Below are 20,724 nucleotides of genomic sequence, written 5' to 3'. Positions count from 1 at the left end.
GACGTGACCGAGGGCCACTCCCCGACGGCCGGACCGGAGAAGCTGAACACCTCCGTGGCGCACAACGCCCGTGTGTGGAACTACTGGATCGGCGGCAAGGACAACTACGAGGTCGACCGGCGGGTCGGTGACCATGTCGCCGGGATGTTCCCGGTGATCCGGGCGGTGGCCCGCGCGGACCGGGAGTTCCTGGCCCGGGCGGTGCGGTTCCTGGCCGCCGAGCGCGGGATGCGGCAGTACCTGGACATCGGCACCGGCCTGCCGACCGTCGAGAACACCCACGAGATCGCACAGCGGATCGCCCCGGAGTCACGGATCGTGTACGTCGACAACGACCCGATCGTGCTCGTGCACGCCCGCTCGCTGCTCACCAGCTCCCCGGAGGGCGTCACCGACTACATCGACGCCGATGTGCACGACCCGGACGGCATCCTGCAGCGCGCCGCCGAGACCCTGGACCTGGGCCGGCCTGTCGCGCTGATGATGCTCGGCATCCTGAACTTCGTCCTGGACACCGGCCAGGCCCGGGACGTCGTACGGCGGCTCATGGCGGCGCTGCCCTCGGGCAGCCACCTGGTCCTCACCCACCCGACCCACGACGCCGACGTGGGCGGCGAGGGCAACCGGGCCGCGATGGAGTTCTGGAACGCCAACGCCACTCCGCCGATCACCGCCCGCAGCGGCGCCGAGATCGCCGGCTTCCTCGACGGCCTGGAGGTGATCGAGCCCGGTCTGGTGCCCTGCTCGCAGTGGCGCGCGGAGGCGGCATCCGCCGCCGCGGTGCCGCAGTTCGGCGCCGTGGCCGTGAAACCCTGACGCCGGCACGGGCAGGTGGACCGACGCCGGACGGACGGACCGACGCCGAGGAGGACGTATGGCCGAGGAGAACGTATGACCACCCTTGCCGACCCCGTGCCGGGCGGGCGTCCGGAGGATCTGCGCCGGGTCGCGGGGCTCACGGCCGACCTCGCCGCGCGGGGCGTGCGCGGGATCGTCCTGGCCTATGTGGACACCGCGGGTGTCTGCCGGGTGAAGACGATCCCGACGGCGCGGCTGGAGGCCGCGGTGTGCTGGGGTGTCGGCATGTCCCCGGTGTTCGACACCTTCCTCGCCGACGACTCGATCGTCACCACCGACGTCCTCGGCTCCCCGGACGGTGACCTGCGGCTCTATCCGGACCTGGACCAGCTGGTGGAGCTGTCCGGGCAGCCCGGCTGGGCATGGGCGCCGGTGGACCGGATCACCCAGGAGGGAGAGCGGCACCCCGGCTGTGCCCGAACCTTTCTGCGCCGGATCGTCGCCGACGCCGCCGAACGGCACGGCCTCGCCTTCAAGGCGGCGATCGAGGTCGAGTGGGCGGTCGGGCTCGGCTCGGCACCGCCCGGGGAGTTCGTGCCGGCGGTGTCAGGACCGGCGTACGGCGCGATCCGGCAGGTCGAGCTGAGCGACTACTCCTCCGATCTGCTGGCCGCGTTCGACGCCCAGGGCGTGCCCGTCGACCAGTTGCATCCCGAGTACGCGGCCGGGCAGTTCGAGGTGTCGGTGGGCGCGCTGGATCCGGTGGCGGCGGCCGACCGCAGCGTGCTGGTCCGGCAGACGATCCGGGCGGTCGCACAGCGGCACGGCCTCAGGGTTTCGTTCTCGCCCGCGGTGTCCGCCGAGGGCGTCGGCAACGGCGGCCATGTCCACGTGTCCTGCTGGCGCGCGGGCGTGAACCTGCACGCGGGCGGGGAGCGCCGGTACGGCATGACGCCCGAGGCGGAGTCCTTCGCGGCCGGGATCCTGGCCCGCCTGCCCGCCCTGACGGCGGTCACCGCGCCGAGCCCCGCCAGCTATATGCGGCTCAAACCCTCCCAGTGGGCGGGGGTGTTCACCGCCTGGGGCCGGGAGACCCGCGAGACCGCGCTGCGGATGATCACCGGCTCGGCGGGCCGCCGGGACCAGGAGGCCAACCTGGAGGTGAAACCGGTCGACCTGGCCGCCAACCCCTATCTCGCCCTCGGCTGTGTCCTCGCCGCCGGCCTGGACGGGCTCGGCTCGTCCCTCGCCCTCCCCGAGGAGATCACCGGCGACCCGGCCCGGTACGGCCCGGACGAGGCGGCGGCTCTCGGCGTACGGCGGCTGCCGCAGTCGCTGCCGAGGGCCGTCGAGGAGTTCCGGGCGGACGAGGTGCTGCGGGCGGCGCTGGGCCCGGTCCTCGCGGACGCGGTGACCGCCGTACGGCTCGGGGAGGCGGCGGCCGTCCGGGGCCTGGACGACGCGCGGGTGGCGGCGGCCTACCGCTGGGTGTACTGACCATGGCCACGCCGGGACCGGTCCACGAGGCCCTCGCCGAGCTGGAGCTGGTGGACCACCACTGCCACGGCGCCGTGACGACCGACCTCGCGGCCGAGGAGTTCGCCTCGCTGCTGACCGAGGGCGAGCCCTGGCCCGGCGTCTCGCCCTTCGACACCCCCGCCGGCGTGGCCGTACGCCGGCACTGCGCGCCCCTGCTGGACCTGCCCCGGCACGCGCCGCCGGCCGAGTATGCGGCCCGCCGCGCGGAACTGGGCTGGCGGGAGGCCAACCGCCGCTTCCTGCGGGCCGCGGGAGCCGGGGTGTTCCTCGTGGACACCGGCTACGCCCCGCACCCGCTCACCTCGCCGGCCGAACTGGCGGAGGCCTCCGGCGCCGCCACCTTCGAGGTCGTACGCCTGGAGCAGGTGGCGGAGGCGGTGGCCGCGCGGGGCGTCGAGCCGGGCGAGTACGCGGCCCGCTTCCGTGCCGCCGCAGAGGAGGCCGTACGCCGGCCGGGCGTGGTGGCGGTGAAGTCGGTGGCCGCCTACCGCACCGGCTTCGCGCTGGACCCGGCGCGCCCGGCGGACGCCGAGGTGACCGGGGCCGCCCGGCACTGGCTCGCGGACGGCGGCCGGCTCACCGACCCGGTTCTGGTGCGGCATCTGATGTGGACCGCCGTGGACCTCGGCCTACCGCTGCAGTTGCACACCGGCTTCGGCGACGCCGACCTGCGGCTGCACCACGCCGACCCGGCGCTGCTGACCGACTGGCTGCGGCTGACGTCCGGCACGGTCCCGGTGCTGCTGCTGCACTGCTGGCCGTACCACCGGCAGGCCGCCTATCTCGCCGCGGTGTTCGAGCAGGTGTACCTGGACGTGGGCCTCGCCCTGCACCACACCGGCCCGGCCCGCTGCCGGGCGGTCCTTGAGGAGGCGCTGGAGATCACCCCGTTCCGCAAACTGCTGTACAGCTCCGACGCCTACGGGGTGGCCGAATTCCACCACCTCGGCGCCCTGTGTTTCCGGCAGGGGCTCGCCGATCTGCTCCAATCCCGCGTCGACGCCGACGAGTTGAGTCTGCCCGACGCCCTGCGGATCGCGTCCTGGACCGGCCGTGACAACGCCCTGCGCCTCTACGGACCGCCCGTATCCGACCCGGCCCGCGATCCCAGCGAGCGCCCCACCCGGAAAGTATGATCAAGCAATGTCTGACATGACCGAGACGACTCCCGGCTGGCTGTCCACGGACGAGCTGGAAATGGCCAGGGCCCGGATGCCGATCCTGTACGTCGAGGCCGTGCCCGTGCGCGTGGACGACAGCGGCGAAGTCACCAGCATCGGAGTGCTGCTGCGGATCGGCCCGGACGGGACGGTCAGCCGAACCCTGGTCTCCGGCCGCGTCCTGCACCACGAGCGGGTCCGCGACGCCCTGCTGCGCCACCTGGAGAAAGACCTCGGACCGGTGGCCCTCCCCCGTGTCCCCGCCTCCCTGCAGCCCTTCACGGTCGCGGAGTACTTCCCGACGGCGGGCATCACGCCGTACCACGACCCACGCCAGCACGCGGTGTCCCTCGCCTACATCGTCCCGGTCACCGGCGACTGCCGCCCCCGGCAGGACGCGCTGGACCTGGTCTGGTTCAGCCCGCAGGAGGCCGCCTCCGCGGCGGTGCAGAGCGAGATGCCGGGCGGGCACGGGGTGCTGCTGAAGCAGGCGCTCGCGCACGTGGGTCTGGCCTTCTGACGCCGGCGGCCGCCCGACCCGCCTGTCTATCAGGCCGGTCAGGCCGCCGACCAGGGGTTTCCTCGGCGTGTTCAGGTTGCTTTCAGGTTCGCGGCGGACCGTGGCAACAGCTGCACCAGAAGCCCCAAAACAATGGCAAAGAGGGCTGGGGAAACGCGAGTTGGGCGTGCGAGGGTGCGGGCCATGAGCACAGAGCACGTCCTGGACGACCGGCCCCGCGGTGACGTACGCGCGCGCATACGGGAGAGCGCGAACAAGGTGCCGGAGGTCACCGTCTACTTCTGGATCATCAAGGTCCTCACCACCGGCATGGGCGAGACCGCCTCCGACTTCCTCGCCCATCTGCTGGGCCCGATCCCGGCGGTCGGCCTCGGCGGCCTCGCGTTCGCGGCGTCGCTCGTGCTCCAGTTCGCCGTCCGCCGGTACGTGGCCTGGATCTACTGGACCGCGGTCGTCATGGTCAGTGTGTTCGGCACGATGGCCGCGGACGTGCTCCATGTCGGCCTCGGCGTCCCGTACACCCTGTCCACCCCGCTGTTCCTGATCGCCCTGACCGCCGTCTTCGCCCTGTGGTACGCGTCCGAGCGCACCCTGTCCATCCACTTCATCTGCACTCGGCGCCGCGAGTTCTTCTACTGGGCGGCCGTCCTCGCCACCTTCGCCCTGGGCACCGCCGCGGGCGACCTCACCGCGACGATCGGCCTCGGCTATCTGGGCTCGGTCGTCCTGTTCGCCGTGGCGATCTGCGTCCCGGCCGTCGCCCACCGCACCCGCCTGCTGGGCGCGGTGACCGCGTTCTGGACGGCGTACGTCATCACGCGCCCCCTCGGCGCCTCCCTCGCCGACTGGATGGCCCTGCCGGGCACCCGTGGCGGCCTCGGCTGGGGCCTGGGCCCGGTGACCCTGTCCTGGACGGTGGCCATTCTCGCGCTCGTCGGCTACCTCGCCGTGTCACGCCAGGACGTGCGCACCGTCTGAAGCCGCCCGCAGCACAGGAAACCGTCTGAAGCCGCCCGCCAGCACGGGCAAGGGCCTCGCCCGGCAGCGCCGGCGAGGCCCTTCACCTGCGGTACCGGCCGCCGTCATGCCGCCCGAGCAGGGTGCCGATGCCACAATCGAAGGTGACGCTGCCGTCCCGCGGGGACCGGCCTCGTGCCAGGAGGCCGGAACGGCGGGAGACGAGGCGGGAGGCCGGAATGGCGGGAGAGATGGCAGGGAGACAGCCCAGCCGACCGTACCTGCCCGACCTGCACATGCGTCTGCGGTCCGAGCTGGGCCGGATCGACGACCAGCTGCGCGCCCTGCTGTCCTCCATGGACCGGCTGCAGGGCCTGCTGGACGCGGTGGTGGCCATCAGCCGTGAGGTGGAACTGCCCGCGGTGCTGCACCGTATCGTGACGACCGCCATGGACCTGGTCGGCGCCCGCTACGGAGCCATGGGTGTGCTCGACGAGTCCGGGGAACGCCTGGAGCAGTTCATCGCGGTCGGTCTGTCCGAGCGGGAACGCGCTGCCCTGGCCGACGCCGGACTGCCGCGTGGTCTGGGTGTCCTGGGCCATCTGATCCGCTACCCCGACCCCCTGCGGATCGACGACATCCCGGGCCATCCCGCCTCCGCCGGATTCCCGGCCGGCCACCCGCGCCTGCGCTCCCTGCTCGGCGTCGCCATCACCGTGCGCAGCGAGATCTACGGCGACCTCTACCTCTCCGAGCGGCTCGACGGACAGCCCTTCGACGTGCACGACGAGAACGTCGTCGTCGCCCTGGCCAGCGCCGCCGGCATCGCGATCGAGAACGTCCGCCTGTTCGAACGGATCCGCGTGGGTGCCGAGCAGTTCCAGCGGCTTCTGCTGCCCACCCTGCCCGATCTGAGGCCGTTCACCGCCGCCGCCATCTACCGGCCCGCCGCCGAGCCCAGTCAGCTCGGCGGGGACTGGTACGACGCCATCCCCCTGCCCGACAACGTCGTGGCCGTCGTCATCGGCGACGTGGCCGGCCATGATCTTCAGGCCGCGGCCGCCATGGCCGCCACCCGCAACATGCTGCGCGCTCTCGTGTTCGACCAGAACAATCCGCCCGGCGCGGTCCTCTCCCGGCTCGACCGGACCCTGGAGGCGGTCGCGCACAATCGCATCACGACCACCACCCTGGCCCGCATCGAACCGGAGGGATCGGGCTGGCGACTGCACTGGAGCAGCGCAGGCCATGTCCCACCGTTGCTGATCACCCGCGAGCACCACGTGGTCTATCTGCTCGCCGAGCCCGGACTGCCGCTCGGCGTCGACACCGCGCAGCCCCGCCCGGACCACTCCCGCCTCCTGCCCCCGGAGGCCACCGTCGTCTTCTTCACCGACGGGCTGATCGAGCACCCCGACCACCCCGTCGACGAGAGTCTGAGCGAACTCGCCGGTCTCGCCGCGGTCCATGCATCCCTCCCGCTGGCGGAGTTCGTCCAGGCACTGGCCGATCAGCACCCCAGCGACGGTCACGACGACATGGCCATCCTCGCCCTGCGCACCCCGCCCGCCTGACCCCCGGGTCACCGCGCTCGTCGCCGCCCCGCGGGCCGGCGGGCCCGCCGTGGAGGATCCGGCGGGAGGGGCGGATGATGGGTTCGGATGACGGGTTCGGGCGATGTCGAAGCGGAGGTCGCCCCATGGCTGTCGCGCGGCATCAAGAACTCCGGCTCAGTGGTAGGGCCACGGCCGCCCTGGAGATCTGCGCCATCGCCGCGCTGTACTACGGCTCGGCCAGGCTGGGACTGCTCCAGCAGCTGGTGCGCGGCCAGGTCACTCCGCTGTGGCCGCCGAGCGGTATCGCGGTGGCGAGCCTGCTCCTGCGCGGCCCTCGGGTCTGGCCCGGAATCGCACTCGGCGCGTTCCTGGTCAACATCGCGCTGGGGCCGACGCTCCCGGCCGTGCTCGCCATCGCGGCGGGGAACACCGTCGCGCCCGTCTGCTCCTGCCTGCTGCTCCGCCGTACGGGGTTCCGTGCGGAACTGGACCGGCTGCGGGACGCGCTCGCGCTGATCTTTCTCGGCGCCTTCACCGGGATGCTGGTCAGCGCGACGACGGGCAGCGGGGCCCTGTTCCTCGCGGGCGCGCTGGCCCCCCGCGACTTCTGGCCGACATGGTCGGTCTGGTGGACCGGCGACGCGATGGGCGTCCTGGTGGTCACGCCGGTCCTGCTGGTCCTCCGCTCGGCACGCCCGCCGAAGTACGCGCGGCCCTCCCGATGGGCAGAGGCGCTGCTGCTTCTGGCGGCCACGGCCGTTGTGGGATTCCTCGTGACCAGTCACGTTCCGCTGCTGTTCGTCGGGTTCCCGCTGCTGATCTGGGCGGCCTTCCGTTTCCAGCTGGCCGGGGCCGCGCCCTGCGCGCTGGCCGTGTCGACCTTCGCTGTCATCGCGGGGGCCGAGAGATCAGGCCCGTTCGCCGCTCACGACCTGCTCACCAAGATGATCACCCTGCAGGCCTTCAACGGTTCCGCCGCGCTGACCGCGCTGCTGCTCTCGGCCGTCGTCAGCGAGCGGAACCAGGCCCAGTGGGAGATCGCGCGGGCCTGCGGGCAGCTCGCCACGATGGCGGCCAGGATCGCCACCGGCGACCGCCTCCCGACGCTTTCCGACGCGGAGGGCGAGAAGGAGGCCTACGCCCCCCACACACGGCAGACACGACGGCAGACACGACAAAGGTCGTCTCCTCATCACTGAGGAGACGACCTCCGACCGGCAGAAAAGCTGGTCGGGACGACAGGATTTGAACCTGCGACCCCTTGACCCCCAGTCAAGTGCGCTACCAAGCTGCGCCACGTCCCGGTGCCGTTTGACCTGGGGTTTCCCCGGTCGAAACGCGCAGGGAAACAATACCGCACTCCGCTCGGTGATCGCGCACCCGTTTTCCGGTTGACCTCAAGTTTGGTAGAGGTCGAACGATCGTCGGCACGACGATCGCAACGGGCGAGAACCGCACGTCCGGGTACGACGACCTGCCCGGCCCGATGATTCTGATGACGGGCGACGAGAAGCACGGCCCGGCGGCCGCCTCCACCCTCGCCCTGCTGTGGCTGCTCTACGACCGGGTGCTCCGGGTGACGCCGCAGCGGCGGGACGATCCGGCCCGCGACCGGTTCCTGGAGCAAGGGGCACGGGCCGACGGCGTACTACGCGGTGCTGGCCGCGAAGGGGTTCGTGCCGGTGGACGCACCGGGTCCTGGGCCTCGGCGTCGGCCGCGGCGAGCTGCGCCGCTGCGGCAGCATCGAGGAGCATGTGGCCGCGCACGGCCTGGACCCGGCGTCCTTGCGCGACCGAATCGGACGGTTCATGGCGCCCACCCACCGAGCCGGTTGAGCGCCGTACGCGACCGCAGTCTGCGCCCACCCGTGCCGCTGGGGGTACCCCCTCCGGGGGAGGCCTCGCAAGCGCGGGCAAGCGGCCCGACCCCCAGCCAGCACCAGCGCAGGGCACCTGCACACGCCCCTGCGCTCACCGCGCGGGCGCATCCGCTCGGACCAGGTCGCGTATCGCCGGGACCGCGAGCAGGGCCATGGCCACCGCCAGGCTCGTCGCGGCGGCGATCAGCAGGACGTGCCCGGCGCCGACCGCATCGGCCGCCGGACCCGCGAGGGCCTGGCCCACCGGCATCATGGCGAGGGATCCGGCCACGTCGTAGGCGTGGATGCGGTTGAGGACGTCCGGCGGGACCTGGGTCTGCACGCTGGTCGCCCACATCACGCCCCAGAACGACATCCCGGCTCCCGCCACGGCCGCTCCGATCGCCATCGCCGGCACACCGAGGCCCGCGCCGACGGCCGCGGGAAGGCCGAAGAAGGCGAACAGGGAGATCGCGCCGGCACGGAGCATGCGGCGGGGCCGCAGTCGCAGGGCGAGCAGGCCCCCGACCACCGTGCCCGCGCCGAGGGCGGAGTTGACCAGGCCATAGGCGCCCGGGCCGTGCTGCTGGACGATCTCCGTGGCCACGAGCGGGACGGTCGGCCCCCAGACCGCGATCATGTACAGGCACCAGACGGCGATCACGGCCCACAGCCAGGTACGGGACCGGAACTCCCGCCAGCCCTGGACCAGATCGGCCCGGAAGGCACGCATCCCCCGGCCGGTGGCGGCACTGCTGCCCTCGGGGAGCGGGGGCAGCCGGAGCAGCAGCAGGCACAGGGCGCTCGTCGCGTAGGTCGCGGCGTGCGCGGCGAACACCGCGCCGGGCGAGGCGAAGCCGACCAGGAGACCGGCAACGGCCGGGCCGGCGAGCTGGGCGGCGGACTCGGCGATGCGGATCGCGCCGTTGGCGCCCTGGATGTCGGTGGCCAGCCGGGGCACCGTACTGGCCACGCCCGGCTGGAAGACCGCACCCGCCACGCCGTTGACGAAGCCGATCGCGCAGATCTGCCACAGCACCACATGCCCGGCGAAGAACAGCCCGGCGGCGAGGGACTGGGTGACGAGCCGGACGAGGTCGGCGCCGATCATCAGCCTGCGGGTGCTGAACCGGTCGGCGATGACCCCGCCGAAGACGACGAGACCGGCGAACGCCGCCGCAGTCGAGGCCATGGCGAGACCGACCGCGCCCGCGCCGTACCCGTGCTCCAGCAGGCCGGCGGCGAGCGCCACGGGCAGCATGGTGTCGCCGAGCCGGGCGACGGCCCTGGCCACGAAGAACAGGGCGAAGTCCCGTGACCAGACGGCCCGCCCGCCGGTCTCGGCCCTGCCCGCCCCGCGCGTGCCGACGTCGCGCCGTGAGTCCGTTCCCGTCATCGCGGATGCTCCCTCCCCGCCGCCCCCTGCGCTGCCGCGCCCGTCTGCACCGCGCGGGATCATGCCACGCCCGGCTCGCGCACACGGGGTATTTTCACTCCCCGGGCGGCAGCCCCAACTCGGGGTGGGCGTCGAGGAGTCCGGGCGGTGCTGCCTGTCGCCAGGAGTCGGCGAGGATGTCGCGCAGCTCGTCCTCGTCCTCCAGTGCGGCGAGTCTCGCTCTGACCCAGGCGAACTGGGCCTCGTGGTCGGCGATCCAGAACTTCCCCGGCTCGGCCAGCACCAGTTCGTCGCGCTCCTCCTTGGGGCAGCGCACGGCGATGGACGTCTCGTCCTCGGGCAGGGTCGCGAACATCTTCCCGGCCACCCGGAACGTGGGCATGCTCCAGGCGATCTTCTCCGTGGTGTCCGGCAGGGACAGGGCGATACGGCGTACGTCTTCGGCATCCGGCATGCAACGCACCGTAGCTCCTGCCACTGACAGTCACCCCGCCGGCGGTTCCAGCCGCTTGTAGTACAGGGTCGTCGGGCGCAGCTCGCCGCCGGGACTCTCCGCGTAGTCGGGGATGACGCCGGCCCGGGTCCAGCCGGCCGAGCGGTAGAGGTGCTCGGCGGGGCTGCCGGTCTCGGTGTCGAGGTGGAGCAGGGTGATGCCGGCGGCTGCGGCGGCGTCCTCGGCGGTGGCGAGGAGGCGGCGGCCGAGCCCCTGCCCGCGCGCGGAGCGGTGCACCATCAGCTTCACCAGTTCCGCGCGGTGGCGGCTGTTCGGCTTGTCGGGGTGGACCAGGCTCACGGTTCCGGCCGGGCGGCCGGTGCTGTCGAGCGCCGCCCAGACGGCGAGCCGGCCCGCCGCGGTCGCCTCGGCCCGCTCCCACCACCACGCGGTGGCCTCCTCGCGGGTGAGCGCCGCGAGGAAGCCGACCGAGGCGCCACCGGCCACGGTGTCGGTCAGCAGGTCCGCCAACTCACCCGCCCGCTGCCGTAGTTGCGCGGCGTTCCAGCGCTCCACCCTCACGGCCGCACCACCGCCAGCACATACCGCGCCTCGACGGGGCCGGCGCACCGGAACCGGGTCCGGCCGAAGACGCGCATCCGCAGGCAGTCTCCGGGGTCCAGGTGGTGAACCTGCTCCCCGTCGGTCACCTCCAGGGTGCCGTCGAGCACCCACAGATGCTGTTCCAGACCGGTCACGGGCGGACGGTCGTAGGCGATGTCGGCACCCGGCACGAGCCGGCCCTCGACCAGTTCGCCGCGGAGCCCGGCGTGCGGCGGGGACACGGACCGCCGGACGAACCCCGAACCACGGTCCTGCCAGATCTGCTGGTCGGCGGCCCGGACCAGCGGCGCGGGTGCCGCCTCCACCTCGCTGAGCAGCTGGGACATGGTGCGGCCGTAGACATGGCAGAGCCGGTTCAGTACGGCGGCGGTGGGGCTGATCTCCGCACGTTCGGCGCGCGACAGGGTGGACCGGCTCACCCCGCTGCGCTCGGCCAGCTCCCCCAGGGACCAGCCGTGCTCGGCGCGCAGCTCGGCGAGGCGGGCGCCGAGCCGGACGTCGACTGGCTCCGGGGTCGATGCGACATCGTCCTGTTTCATATCAGGGATTCTATGCCATATATGAGACGAGTCCAGAGCTCCGGGGTTCTCTTCACTCCCGTCCGCCGAACGCCGCCAGCGTCCGCTCCAGCATCGGCAGCGCCCGCACCACCCGGCGGGAGCGGATCAGCAGGTCCCAGGCGGGCTCGAACTTCTTCCAGCCGCCCGCGTAGGCCAGGTGCCGCAGCCGCTCCTGCCGGCCCGGCTGGGCCGCCGAGCAGCGCCAGATGCTGGACCACCGGTAGAAGTCGCGATAGGCCCGCCAGTAGCCGTCCTCCAGCTGGCGCGGCGTCATGCCCTTGGGCCGGTAGACGACATGACGGGTGTCGTACAGGTCCCAGTCGCGGTGCGTGATGCGTCCCTCGGACTCCAGCTGCCTCCACAGCCCGGTCGACGGGTACGGCGTCATGATGTGGAAGGTCGCCGTCTCGATGCCCTGCTCGACGGCCCACTCCACGGTGCGCTCGAAGACGTCGGGGCCGTCCTGGTCGAGCCCGAAGACGAAGCTGGCGTTGGCCATCACCCCGGCGTCGTGCAGGCGTCGTACCGCGGCCGCGTAGTCGGTGCCGATGTTCTGGTTCTTGCGCCGTTCGGCGAGGTTGGCGTCGTTGACCGTCTCGAAGCCGACGAACAGGCTGCGCAGGCCCGCCTCCACCGCCCGCTCCAGCAGGCCGGGCTGGAGCACGGAGTTGACCGTGCCCGCCGCCTGCCACAGCCGGCCCATCCCCCGCATGCCGTCGAACAGGGCCTCGGCGAAGCGCCGGTTGCCCAGCAGGTGGTCGTCGAGGAAGTAGAGATGGCGGCCGGGGAGGCGGTCGATCTCGGCGAGGGCGTCGTCGACGGCCTGGGTGTAGAAGGACTTGCCGCCCTCGAAGAAGGCGTCCTTGTAGCAGAAGTCGCAGTGGTGGGGGCACCCGCGGGACACCACGATCGAGTTGGGCACGAGGTAGAGGTGCCGCTTGATCAGGTCGCGGCGCACCGGCGGCAGTCCGGCGAGGGTGCGCCGGGTGGAGTCGTAGCGGCGGGCCGGTACGCCGTCGCGGAAGTCCTTCAGGAACAGCGGCCAGGTGTCTTCACCGGGCCCGGTGAAGACGGTGTCGGCGTGGGCTGCGGCCTCCTCGGGCAGGGAGGTGACGTGCAGACCGCCCATGGCGACATGGACGCCGCGGGCCCGGAAGTGGTCGGCTATCTCGTAGCTGCGCCGGGCCGAGGTGATGTACGGCTGCACCACCAGGAGGTCGGGGGTGTCCAGGGCCGCCACGTCGATGCGCTCCACGTGTTCGTCGAGGAGCGTGACCTCGTCGTCCGGGTCGAGGTAGCCGGCCAGGGTGGCCAGGCCCAGCGGCGGGAACAGCGAGTACTTGATGGGCCTGAACAGCGGGCTGGTCGCTTCGGTCAGGGCCGGGAGGATCATCGTCACACGCATGACCTCCCAGACTGCGTGCGGCCGATGGCCGGTTCCCTACCCCCGGGCCGCTTCCCGCAGCGCGTCCAGCACCGGCCGGATCAGCGGGTGCCCCTCGGCGCCGCGCCGTACGGCGGCGAAGACGCGGCGGGTCGGGGCCACGCCGTCGACGGGGCGTACGACGACGCCGGTGAGGTCCATGCCGTTCAGCGCGGAGCGCGGTACGAGCGCCACGCCGGCATCGGCCGAGGCGAGCGCGACGACCGCGCGGAAGTCGTCGGAGGAGTGCTCCAGGCGGGGCTGGAAACCGGCGCTCTCGCAGGCCAGCACCACCACGTCGTGGCAGGGGTTGCCGGGGTACGGGCCGATCCAGGGGTCCTTGGCCAGCTCGGCGAGGGGCACCTCGGCGGCGTCCGCGAGGCGGTGGCCGACGGGTACGACCGCGTCGAACGGCTCGGCGTAGAGCGAGACGTGGGTGAGCCGGGGGTCGTCGGCGGGCGGGGCGCCCCGGTACTCGACGGCGACCGCCACGTCGACCTGCCGGTCCAGCACCATGGGCAGGCTCTCGTCGCCCTCGGCGTCCTGGACGCGGATGCGGATGCCGGGCGCGCAATGGGCGAGCCGGGCCACGGCCGGGGCCACGACCTGGGCGATGCCGGTCGCGAAGGCCGCCACGGTGACCGTGCCCGCCTCGCCCGAGCCGTAGGCGGCAAGTTCGGCCTCGGCCCGCTCCAGCTGGGCGAGGACCGCGTTGGTGTGGCTGAGCAGGATCTCGCCGGCCGGGGTGAGCCGTACGCCCTTGGCGCTGCGCTCGACCAGGCGGTGGCCGGTCTCCTGCTCCAGGGCCGTCAGCTGCTGGGACACGGCCGACGGGGTGAGATACAGCGCGGCGGCTGCCGCGGTGACCGTGCGGTGGTCGGCCACCGCACGGAGGATGTGGAGCCGCCGTGCCTCGATCATGCGGTCAATTATCGCAAGCCGTCGATGCCGGTCAGGCCCCCAGCTCGGCGCGGGCCGCGACGAAGGCGTCGACCGCGCGGTTGACGTCCTCGGTGGAGTGCGCGGCGGACAGCTGGACGCGGATGCGGGCCTGGCCCTGCGGGACGACCGGGTAGGAGAAGCCGACCACGTACACGCCCCGCTCCAGCAGCAGCTCGGCCATGCGGCCCGCCTTGGCCGCGTCGCCGATCATCACGGGGGCGATGGCGTGGTCGCCGGGGAGGATATCGAAGCCCTCGTCGGTCATCCGGCGGCGGAACAGCGCGGTGTTCTCTCCCAGCCGGACCCGCAGGTCGTCGGCGGACTCCAGCAGGTCGAGGACCTTCAGGGAGGCGGCGGCGATCACCGGCGCCAGGGTGTTGGAGAACAGGTACGGCCGCGAGCGCTGGCGCAGCAGGGCGACGATCTCGGTACGGGCGGCGACATAGCCGCCGGAGGCGCCGCCGAGGGCCTTGCCGAGGGTGCCGGTGATGATGTCGACGCGGTCCATGACGCCGTGCAGCTCGGGGGTGCCGCGGCCGGTCGGGCCGACGAAGCCGACTGCGTGCGAGTCGTCGACCATGACCATCGCGTCGTAGCGGTCGGCGAGGTCGCAGATCTCGCGCAGCGGGGCGACGTAGCCGTCCATGGAGAAGACGCCGTCGGTGACGATCAGCCGGCGCCGCGCGTCGGACGCCTCCTTCAGCTTCGCTTCCAGGTCGGCGAGGTCGCGGTTGGCATAGCGGTAGCGGCGGGCCTTGGACAGGCGAATGCCGTCGATGATGGAGGCGTGGTTGAGGGCGTCGGAGATCACCGCGTCCTCCTCGCCGAGCAGCGTCTCGAAGACACCGCCGTTGGCGTCGAAGCAGGAGGAGTACAGGATCGTGTCCTCCTGGCCGAGGAACGCCGAGAGCCGGGCCTCCAGCTCCTTGTGCACCTCCTGGGTGCCGCAGATGAAGCGGACGGAGGCCATGCCGTAGCCCCAGCGGTCGAGGGCCTCGTGGGCGGCGGCGATCACCTCGGGGTGGTCGGCGAGGCCGAGGTAGTTGTTGGCGCAGAAGTTGAGGACCTCGCCGGGGCGGCCGCCGGCGATGACGTTCACGGTCGCGGACTGCGGGGTGCCGATGATCCGCTCGGGCTTGTGCAGGCCGGCGGAACGGATCTCGTCGAGGGTGGCGCGCAGGTCGTCGCGGACGGTGTCGAACATGGGAAAGCTCCTGAAAGTGCTGGCGCGGCGGGTGATTGACGTCGCTTACGCGGTCCAGTCGAGGATGACCTTGCCGCCCTTGCCGCTCGCGGCGTCGGCAAAGGCCGCCTCGAAGTCGCGGTAGCCGTACCGGCCGGTGATCACGGGGGCGAGGTCCAGGCCGCCCTCCAGCAGCACGGACATCGCGTACCAGGTCTCGAACATCTCACGGCCGTAGATGCCCTTGATGGTGATCATCGAAGTGACGATCCGGGCCCAGTCGACCGGGAACTCCTGCGCCGGCAGGCCGAGCATGGCGATACGGCCGCCGTGCGTCATGTTGGCGATCATGTCCCGCATGGCCTCGGGACGGCCGGACATCTCCAGGCCGATGTCGAAGCCCTCGCGCAGGCCCAGCTCCCGCTGTCCGTCGGCGATGGTGGACTCGGCGACGTTCAGGGCGAGGCTCACACCGATCTTGCGGGCCAGGTCCAGGCGCTCCTCGCTGACGTCGGTGATGACGACGTTGCGGGCGCCCGCGTGCCGGGCCACGGCGGCGGCCATCAGGCCGATCGGGCCGGCGCCGGTGATCAGCACGTCCTCGCCGACCAGCGGGAAGGAGAGCGCGGTGTGCACGGCGTTGCCGAACGGGTCGAAGATCGCGGCGACGTCGAGGTCGACGGGGACCCGGTGCACCCAGACGTTGCTCGCGGGCAGGGCGACGTACTCGGCGAAGGCACCGTCCCGGCCGACGCCGAGACCGACGGTGGCCCGGCACAGATGGCGGCGGCCGGCCAGGCAGTTGCGGCACTTGCCGCACACCAGATGGCCCTCGCCGCTGACCCGGTCGCCGATGCGGATGTCGCTCACGTCCCGGCCGGTCTCGACGACCTGCCCGACGAATTCGTGCCCGAGCACGAGCGGGGTCCGGATCGCCTGCTGCGCCCAGCCGTCCCAGGCCCGGATGTGCAGGTCGGTGCCGCAGATACCGGTCCGCATGACCTTGATGAGTACGTCACCCGGCCCGATCTCGGGCTCCGGGACGTCCGTCAGCCAGAGCCCCGGCTCCGCCTTCTCCTTGACCAGCGCCTTCACGCGTGCGGCTCCTGTGGGTGAGGTCCCGGCCCGCGGGCAGACGTAAGAAGCCCGCACCGGGTCAGAGGGGTGAAATCACCCTGCAATCTGCCGTATGCGTGGGCCGCGGGTCCATCGAGCTTTTCTTAACCGCCGCCTCAGCTTTCCTTCACGCCCCAGGTACCGGCGGCGAAGGCACGCCCCGGCCGCTCACAGAGGCAGCCCGTCCTCGGCGCTCCGTTCGAGGCGTACGACGAGATCGGCGGCCAGCGCCTTGATGGTCTCCAGGCCCGATCGGCCCCAGACCCGGGGCTCGGTATCGGCCGCGCACACGGTGCCGAGCGCCATGCCGGAGCTGTCGATGAGCGGGGCGCCCAGATAGGAGCGCATGCCGTACTCGTCCACGACGGGGTTTCCGGCGAACCGCGGATAGTCGCGGACGTCCTCGAGCACCAGTGCCTTGCGGCGGACCACCACATGGGGGCAGAACCCGTGCTCGCGCGGCAGGACCCGGCCGAACTCCGGCCTGCTGCCGTCCTCCCTGAGCAGCGGCGCGACGGCGGGGACGCACAGGCCCGCGAAGAACTGGTGGCCCTCGCCGACGAAGTTGACCATGGCGTAGGGCGCGCCGGTGAGTCGGGCGAGATGGTCCGCGAAGGCGTCGAGCGCCGGGTCGGGACGGTCCGCCAGGCCGAGCAGGCGCAGTCGGTGCACGCGGGCAGGGGCCTCCTTGTCCTCGGGGGTGAGCAGCAGACCCCGGACCGGACGGGGCGGCTCGTAGGTCATGGCCGGGCTCCAGCGCTGTGGGCGTACCTCATAGGGGAACTCCGTGGACGGTAGTGCGGGATCACATGTGGGCGCCATGGCTCGGCGCTGTCGCCGGGGCGTGGGCGAGGAGGTGGCGTACGAGGGTGAGCAGGGTCTGCACGCCGGAGCTGGAGATCCGTGCGTCGCAGCGGACGACGGGGATCCCGGGGTCCAGGTCGATGGCGGCACGCACCTCCTCGGGGTCGTAGCGGTAACCGCCGTCGAACTCGTTGATGGCGACGATGAAACCGAGTCCGCGTTCCTCGAAGAAGTCCACGGCCGCGAAGCAGTCCTGGAGCCGGCGGGTGTCGGCGAGGATCACCGCGCCGAGCGCGCCCTCGGACAGCTCGTCCCACATGAACCAGAACCGCTCCTGCCCCGGAGTGCCGAACAGGTACAGCACATGGTCCGGATCGAGGGTGATCCGGCCGAAGTCCATGGCGACCGTCGTCTCCATCTTGTTCTCGACGCCGTCGAGACTGTCCGTGCCGACGCTGACCGTGGTGAGCAGCTCCTCCGTGCTGAGCGGGGCGATCTCGCTGACCGCGCCCACGAAGGTCGTCTTGCCGACTCCGAACCCGCCCGCCACCAGGATCTTCAGCGCGGTCGGGAACGGGTCAGAGCTGTCGTCGTAGTCCATCGAGCACTGCCTCCAGCAGAGACCGGTCAGTGGGTGTGTGGTGGAAAGCGGGGGGCTTGGTGGTCAGCGCCCCGCAGTCGACGAGGTCCGAGAGCAGCACCTTGGTGACCACCGCGGGCAGTTTCAGATGCGCGGCGACCTCGGCGACCGAGACGGGGGCCCGGCACAGGTCGAGCGCCTGGGCGTACTCGGGGCCGAGATAGCCGAGCGGGGTGACACCGGTGGCCATCACCTGCGACATCAGGTCCAGGGCGACGCTGGGCTCGGTGCGTCCGTTGCTGACCGTGAACGGGCGCACCAGCCGTCCGGCCGCGTCGTCCAGCCAGGGCCCGTCGCCGGCTGCGGCCACGCTCAAGGCCTCGTCGCCGTGGGTTCGACGGCGTGCTGCCGGGGGGCGGTCACCAGATAGGGGCGGACGCTCTTGACGAGCATCGCCATCTCGTAGCCGAGCACGGCGGCGTCGGCCTCCCGCCCCGCGAGCACGGCGAGACAGGTGCCGGAGCCGGCGGTGGTGACGAACAGCAGGGTCGAGTCGAGCTCGACGACGACCTGACGGACGTCCCCGCCGTCGCCGAACCGGACGCCCGCGCTGCGGCCGAGCGAGTACAGGCCGGAGGCCAGGGCCGCCATGTGGTCGGCACTGTCGACGTCGAGGCCGTGCACGGACTTCACCAGCCCGTCGCAGGACAGGAGCACCGCGCTGGTGGTGTGCGGTACGCGCTGGACGAGGCCGCTCAGCAGCCAGTCGAGATCGGATGCGTGGGCGGTCGGCGCATCGCTCGCCATGGTGGATCGACTCCTTGGGGTACGAAGGTCTGCGGGAGCGCTGGCGGTTGGGGGTGCGTGGTCGGAGGTGGGGGGTGGGTACGGTGCGGGCGTCAGCCGGCCGGGGCGCTCCCGTCGGGCCGGCCGGCGCCACGGGCACCGTCGGATGCGGGCGCGTGGGTGCGGCCCTGGGGTATGGGGGCGGGGTCTCTGTGGTCGGAGCCCATATGGTCTGAGTCCGTGTGGTCCAAGCCCATGCGATCCGAGCTCGTATGGTCTGAGCCCATGTGGGTGGACTGCACACGTGGTGGGTCGGTGAACGCCGCTGCGACGGACCCGAGGTGATGGGTCGTCATGGGGATGGCACGGGCTGCGTCGATGTGGGCGGACTCCATGTGGGCCGTGTCCATACGAGCGGAGTCCAGGCGGGCGGTGTCCAGACCGGCGGGCTCCTGGCTCTCCATGTGCTGCTGCGCCTCGGCGAGTCCGATCCCGCGCTGGAAGGCCGCCATCAGCCCCGGGTCGTGGCCCGGGACGGTGTCGCCGTCCTGGCGGGGTGCGGGACCGCCGCGCAGTTGGGGGACGATGTGCTCCTGGGCGCGGCGGCGGGGCAGTTGGGGCTTGTTCATGGTGCCGCGCACGCTGCCGGTGCGCGGCGTGGGCAGGATGCCCGCGTGCGCCTCGACCGCCGCCCGGTCCCCGGCGCCGATGCCGGGCGGGGCCTCGGCGGGGTTGGGCCGGTCGTGCCGGGCACCCCGCACGGGGAGCGGCGCGAGGCCGCCTCCGCTCTGCCCGCCGTCACCGCTCTCGGCACCGGGCCGTACGACCTCGCTCTCGGCGCCGCGCCGTCCGACCTCGCGCAGGGCGTGCCGCCGCCGTCCGGTCACCTGGGCCTGTCCGCCTCCGGTGCCGACCTCGCCTTCTAAGCCCACCGGCGCGCCTTCCCCGGCCACGGCCCGCGAGTCGGCCGGGGCATCGGCCTCCGGCCCGGTACCGCCGTGCGCAGGGCCGACACCCGCGGACCGCGGTCCCGGCACAGGCCCGGATACAGGTGCCGGCACAGATCCCGGCACCTTCCCCAGCGCGGACCCGTGCACTTGCCCGAGCCCCTGCCCCAGCACCCGGCCATGCCCACCGGTCTGGCCGTGAAGCCGTACCTGCGGCGAGGCACCGGTGTCCGCCGCATCCTGTGGCGGCCGGTGCACGCCCGCCCCGCCCGCCGCACCGGCGACCGCGCCGGACACCCCGGGTGCCGTACCCAACAACGCCTGCGGGACGACGAGTACGGCCTGCACACCGCCGTAGATGTTGGTCTGCAGCCGCACATGGATGCCGTGCCGCCTGGCGAGCTGGGAGACGACGTAGAGACCGATGCGGCCGTCGGCCAGCAGGCTGGCGACGTTGACCTGGTCGGGGTCGGCGAGCAGGGCGTTCATCCGGTTCTGTTCGCCGACCGGCATGCCGAGCCCGCGGTCCTCGACCTCCACGGCCAGCCCGGAGGTGACGAGGTTGGCGCGGAGCAGCACCTGGGTGTGCGGGGCGGAGAACACCGAGGCGTTCTCGATGAGTTCGGCGAGCAGATGGATGACGTCGGCGACGGCGTGGCCGCGCAGTTCGCCGTCGATCGGCGGCACCAGCTTGATCCGGGAGTACTGCTCGACCTCGGCGATGGCGGAGCGCAGCACCTCGGTCATGCTGACCGGGTTGCTCCACTGGCGCCGGGAGACGGCGCCGCCGAGCACGGCGAGGTTCTCGGCGTGCCGCCGGATGCGGGTGGCCAGGTGGTCGACGTGGAACAGGCCCTTGAGCAGGTCGGGATCCTCGATCTCGTTCTCCAGGTCGTCGAGGATCGAGATCTCCCGGTGCACGAGGGACTGGAGCCGGCGCGCGAGGTTGACGAAGACCTCCAGCTTCTGCTCGCTGCCCGCCTGGCTGGAGAGCTGGGCGGCGCGCACGACGGCGGTGACGGCACCGTCGTGCGCGCGGGCCAGGTCGGCGGCGAGCAGTTCGAAGTCGTCGGCGTCCTCGGGCGGCCGGCGGCGCGGTGCGCGCTGCGGCGAGGCCTCGCCCTGGCGCAGCGCGTCGACCAGGGTATGCAGGTCGGCCTCGCCGCGCGCGGCGGTACGGCGCAACGCGTCGACGCGGTCGGAGACCGAGCGGGCGGCCCGGTCGGCGGCCACGGCGGCGATCAGGATGCCGGCGACGGCCACGGTGACCGCTCCGCCGACCACGCCCCACAGGACGGGGCCGGTGCGCGCGCCGGTGGTGCGGATGCTGTACAGGACGGCGGCGGTGGCGCTGAGGGCGACCGCGAGCGGCGGCAGCACGGCGAGCCGCATGAGCTGGGGCCGTATGTGCGTCTCGGGCAGTGCCGGAGCGGGTCGGGCGACCGGTCGCCCGTGCCTGCCGCCCTCTCGGCGGTCGGCACGGGCGACCGGTGCTCGGAGGTGAGACATCTGCGTCCTCGTACTAGTCCGTCGGGCTGCCA

20 protein-coding genes, 1 tRNA gene and 2 pseudogenes are annotated in these 20,724 nt (G+C 72.5%); 9 read left to right on the top strand and 14 right to left on the bottom strand.

The genetic code is table 11. The annotated features are described in order from the left end of the window. The first annotated feature begins 3 nt into the window (after window positions 1-3). The 7 genes from AB0M27_RS08175 (at window position 4) to AB0M27_RS08145 (ending at window position 7,729) form a co-directional block, all read left to right on the top strand. The gene (locus AB0M27_RS08175) at window positions 4-816 is read left to right on the top strand and encodes an SAM-dependent methyltransferase (RefSeq protein ID WP_365719230.1); all 813 of its coding nucleotides are present in this window, start codon (window positions 4-6) and stop codon (window positions 814-816) included. 75 nt (window positions 817-891) lie between these two features. Continuing rightward, a complete protein-coding gene (locus AB0M27_RS08170) occupies window positions 892-2,295 on the top strand; it encodes a glutamine synthetase family protein (protein WP_365719178.1) in 1,404 nt (467 codons plus the stop codon). Window positions 2,296-2,297: 2 nt separating this feature from the next. Next, window positions 2,298-3,473 (top strand): amidohydrolase family protein, encoded by a 1,176-nt coding sequence (locus tag AB0M27_RS08165; RefSeq protein WP_365719176.1) that lies wholly within the window; start codon window positions 2,298-2,300, stop codon window positions 3,471-3,473. 16 nt (window positions 3,474-3,489) lie between these two features. Beyond that, window positions 3,490-4,017, top strand: a complete 528-nt coding sequence (locus tag AB0M27_RS08160; RefSeq protein ID WP_365719228.1) for an NUDIX hydrolase family protein — start codon at window positions 3,490-3,492, stop codon at window positions 4,015-4,017. 183 nt (window positions 4,018-4,200) lie between these two features. Continuing rightward, window positions 4,201-4,995, top strand: a complete 795-nt coding sequence (locus AB0M27_RS08155) for a hypothetical protein (RefSeq protein WP_365719174.1) — start codon at window positions 4,201-4,203, stop codon at window positions 4,993-4,995. A gap of 230 nt (window positions 4,996-5,225) precedes the next feature. Beyond that, complete coding sequence (locus AB0M27_RS08150) at window positions 5,226-6,548, top strand: GAF domain-containing SpoIIE family protein phosphatase (RefSeq protein WP_365719172.1); 1,323 nt, start codon at window positions 5,226-5,228, stop codon at window positions 6,546-6,548. Between the two features lie 125 nt (window positions 6,549-6,673). After that, window positions 6,674-7,729, top strand: coding sequence for an MASE1 domain-containing protein (locus AB0M27_RS08145; RefSeq protein WP_365719170.1), 1,056 nt, complete (start codon window positions 6,674-6,676; stop codon window positions 7,727-7,729). A gap of 28 nt (window positions 7,730-7,757) precedes the next feature. Here the strand turns inward: AB0M27_RS08145 and AB0M27_RS08140 are convergent. Beyond that, a tRNA-Pro gene (locus tag AB0M27_RS08140) sits at window positions 7,758-7,834 on the bottom strand. A 182-nt stretch (window positions 7,835-8,016) separates the two neighbouring features. Between AB0M27_RS08140 and AB0M27_RS08135 the strand changes: the two are divergent. After that, window positions 8,017-8,218, top strand: a pseudogene (locus AB0M27_RS08135) (transketolase); the annotation flags it as partial. Window position 8,219: 1 nt separating this feature from the next. Then, window positions 8,220-8,366, top strand: a pseudogene (locus AB0M27_RS08130) (transketolase); the annotation flags it as partial. Window positions 8,367-8,501: 135 nt separating this feature from the next. Here AB0M27_RS08130 and AB0M27_RS08125 read toward each other — a convergent pair. The 13 genes from AB0M27_RS08125 to AB0M27_RS08065 form a co-directional block, all read right to left on the bottom strand. Continuing rightward, entirely contained in the window at window positions 8,502-9,785 is a 1,284-nt protein-coding gene (locus tag AB0M27_RS08125; RefSeq protein WP_365719168.1) for an MFS transporter, read from the bottom strand. 94 nt (window positions 9,786-9,879) lie between these two features. Further along, on the bottom strand, window positions 9,880-10,239 hold the full coding sequence (locus AB0M27_RS08120) for an MmcQ/YjbR family DNA-binding protein (RefSeq protein ID WP_365719166.1): 360 nt from the start codon (window positions 10,237-10,239) through the stop codon (window positions 9,880-9,882). Window positions 10,240-10,269: 30 nt separating this feature from the next. After that, entirely contained in the window at window positions 10,270-10,800 is a 531-nt protein-coding gene (locus AB0M27_RS08115; protein WP_365719164.1) for a GNAT family N-acetyltransferase, read from the bottom strand. Beyond that, window positions 10,797-11,381, bottom strand: coding sequence for an XRE family transcriptional regulator (locus AB0M27_RS08110; protein WP_365719162.1), 585 nt, complete (start codon window positions 11,379-11,381; stop codon window positions 10,797-10,799). The genes AB0M27_RS08115 and AB0M27_RS08110 overlap by 4 nt, the downstream gene beginning before the upstream one ends. Window positions 11,382-11,433: 52 nt before the next feature. After that, window positions 11,434-12,795, bottom strand: coding sequence for a radical SAM protein (locus tag AB0M27_RS08105; protein WP_365719226.1), 1,362 nt, complete (start codon window positions 12,793-12,795; stop codon window positions 11,434-11,436). 48 nt (window positions 12,796-12,843) lie between these two features. Next, window positions 12,844-13,746 (bottom strand): LysR family transcriptional regulator, encoded by a 903-nt coding sequence (locus tag AB0M27_RS08100; RefSeq protein ID WP_365719159.1) that lies wholly within the window; start codon window positions 13,744-13,746, stop codon window positions 12,844-12,846. A gap of 31 nt (window positions 13,747-13,777) precedes the next feature. Further along, the gene (locus tag AB0M27_RS08095) at window positions 13,778-14,971 is read right to left on the bottom strand and encodes a glycine C-acetyltransferase (protein WP_365719157.1); all 1,194 of its coding nucleotides are present in this window, start codon (window positions 14,969-14,971) and stop codon (window positions 13,778-13,780) included. A 45-nt stretch (window positions 14,972-15,016) separates the two neighbouring features. Next, complete coding sequence (gene tdh / locus AB0M27_RS08090; RefSeq protein WP_365719155.1) at window positions 15,017-16,045, bottom strand: L-threonine 3-dehydrogenase; 1,029 nt, start codon at window positions 16,043-16,045, stop codon at window positions 15,017-15,019. A 189-nt stretch (window positions 16,046-16,234) separates the two neighbouring features. After that, entirely contained in the window at window positions 16,235-16,810 is a 576-nt protein-coding gene (locus AB0M27_RS08085) for a GAF domain-containing protein (RefSeq protein WP_365719154.1), read from the bottom strand. Between the two features lie 61 nt (window positions 16,811-16,871). Further along, window positions 16,872-17,471, bottom strand: a complete 600-nt coding sequence (locus AB0M27_RS08080) for an ATP/GTP-binding protein (RefSeq protein WP_365719151.1) — start codon at window positions 17,469-17,471, stop codon at window positions 16,872-16,874. Next, entirely contained in the window at window positions 17,449-17,820 is a 372-nt protein-coding gene (locus AB0M27_RS08075; protein WP_365719149.1) for a DUF742 domain-containing protein, read from the bottom strand. The genes AB0M27_RS08080 and AB0M27_RS08075 overlap by 23 nt, the downstream gene beginning before the upstream one ends. Before the next feature lie 2 nt (window positions 17,821-17,822). Then, the gene (locus AB0M27_RS08070) at window positions 17,823-18,257 is read right to left on the bottom strand and encodes a roadblock/LC7 domain-containing protein (protein ID WP_365719147.1); all 435 of its coding nucleotides are present in this window, start codon (window positions 18,255-18,257) and stop codon (window positions 17,823-17,825) included. A gap of 92 nt (window positions 18,258-18,349) precedes the next feature. After that, window positions 18,350-20,692, bottom strand: a complete 2,343-nt coding sequence (locus AB0M27_RS08065; RefSeq protein WP_365719145.1) for an ATP-binding protein — start codon at window positions 20,690-20,692, stop codon at window positions 18,350-18,352. Window positions 20,693-20,724: the final 32 nt, after the last annotated feature.

This window comes from Streptomyces sp. NPDC052107 (assembly GCF_040680215.1).
Lineage (GTDB): Bacteria > Actinomycetota > Actinomycetes > Streptomycetales > Streptomycetaceae > Streptomyces.
Note: the sequence above shows the minus strand (reverse complement) of the source record. Positions and strands in the feature narration are given on the sequence as shown.

Excerpts from the sequence above, each read along its gene's own strand:
- AB0M27_RS08170 (WP_365719178.1), top strand. The coding sequence starts at position 892 with ATGACCACCCTTGCCGACCCCGTGCCGGGCGGGCGTCCGGAGGATCTG.
- AB0M27_RS08165 (WP_365719176.1), top strand. The coding sequence starts at position 2,298 with ATGGCCACGCCGGGACCGGTCCACGAGGCCCTCGCCGAGCTGGAGCTG.
- AB0M27_RS08160 (WP_365719228.1), top strand. The coding sequence starts at position 3,490 with ATGACCGAGACGACTCCCGGCTGGCTGTCCACGGACGAGCTGGAAATG.
- AB0M27_RS08155 (WP_365719174.1), top strand. The coding sequence starts at position 4,201 with ATGAGCACAGAGCACGTCCTGGACGACCGGCCCCGCGGTGACGTACGC.
- AB0M27_RS08150 (WP_365719172.1), top strand. The coding sequence starts at position 5,226 with ATGGCAGGGAGACAGCCCAGCCGACCGTACCTGCCCGACCTGCACATG.
- AB0M27_RS08145 (WP_365719170.1), top strand. The coding sequence starts at position 6,674 with ATGGCTGTCGCGCGGCATCAAGAACTCCGGCTCAGTGGTAGGGCCACG.
- AB0M27_RS08125 (WP_365719168.1), bottom strand. The coding sequence starts at position 9,785 with ATGACGGGAACGGACTCACGGCGCGACGTCGGCACGCGCGGGGCGGGC.
- AB0M27_RS08120 (WP_365719166.1), bottom strand. The coding sequence starts at position 10,239 with ATGCCGGATGCCGAAGACGTACGCCGTATCGCCCTGTCCCTGCCGGAC.
- AB0M27_RS08110 (WP_365719162.1), bottom strand. The coding sequence starts at position 11,381 with ATGAAACAGGACGATGTCGCATCGACCCCGGAGCCAGTCGACGTCCGG.
- AB0M27_RS08105 (WP_365719226.1), bottom strand. The coding sequence starts at position 12,795 with ATGATCCTCCCGGCCCTGACCGAAGCGACCAGCCCGCTGTTCAGGCCC.
- AB0M27_RS08100 (WP_365719159.1), bottom strand. The coding sequence starts at position 13,746 with ATGATCGAGGCACGGCGGCTCCACATCCTCCGTGCGGTGGCCGACCAC.
- AB0M27_RS08095 (WP_365719157.1), bottom strand. The coding sequence starts at position 14,971 with ATGTTCGACACCGTCCGCGACGACCTGCGCGCCACCCTCGACGAGATC.
- AB0M27_RS08085 (WP_365719154.1), bottom strand. The coding sequence starts at position 16,810 with ATGACCTACGAGCCGCCCCGTCCGGTCCGGGGTCTGCTGCTCACCCCC.
- AB0M27_RS08080 (WP_365719151.1), bottom strand. The coding sequence starts at position 17,471 with ATGGACTACGACGACAGCTCTGACCCGTTCCCGACCGCGCTGAAGATC.
- AB0M27_RS08070 (WP_365719147.1), bottom strand. The coding sequence starts at position 18,257 with ATGGCGAGCGATGCGCCGACCGCCCACGCATCCGATCTCGACTGGCTG.
- AB0M27_RS08065 (WP_365719145.1), bottom strand. The coding sequence starts at position 20,692 with ATGTCTCACCTCCGAGCACCGGTCGCCCGTGCCGACCGCCGAGAGGGC.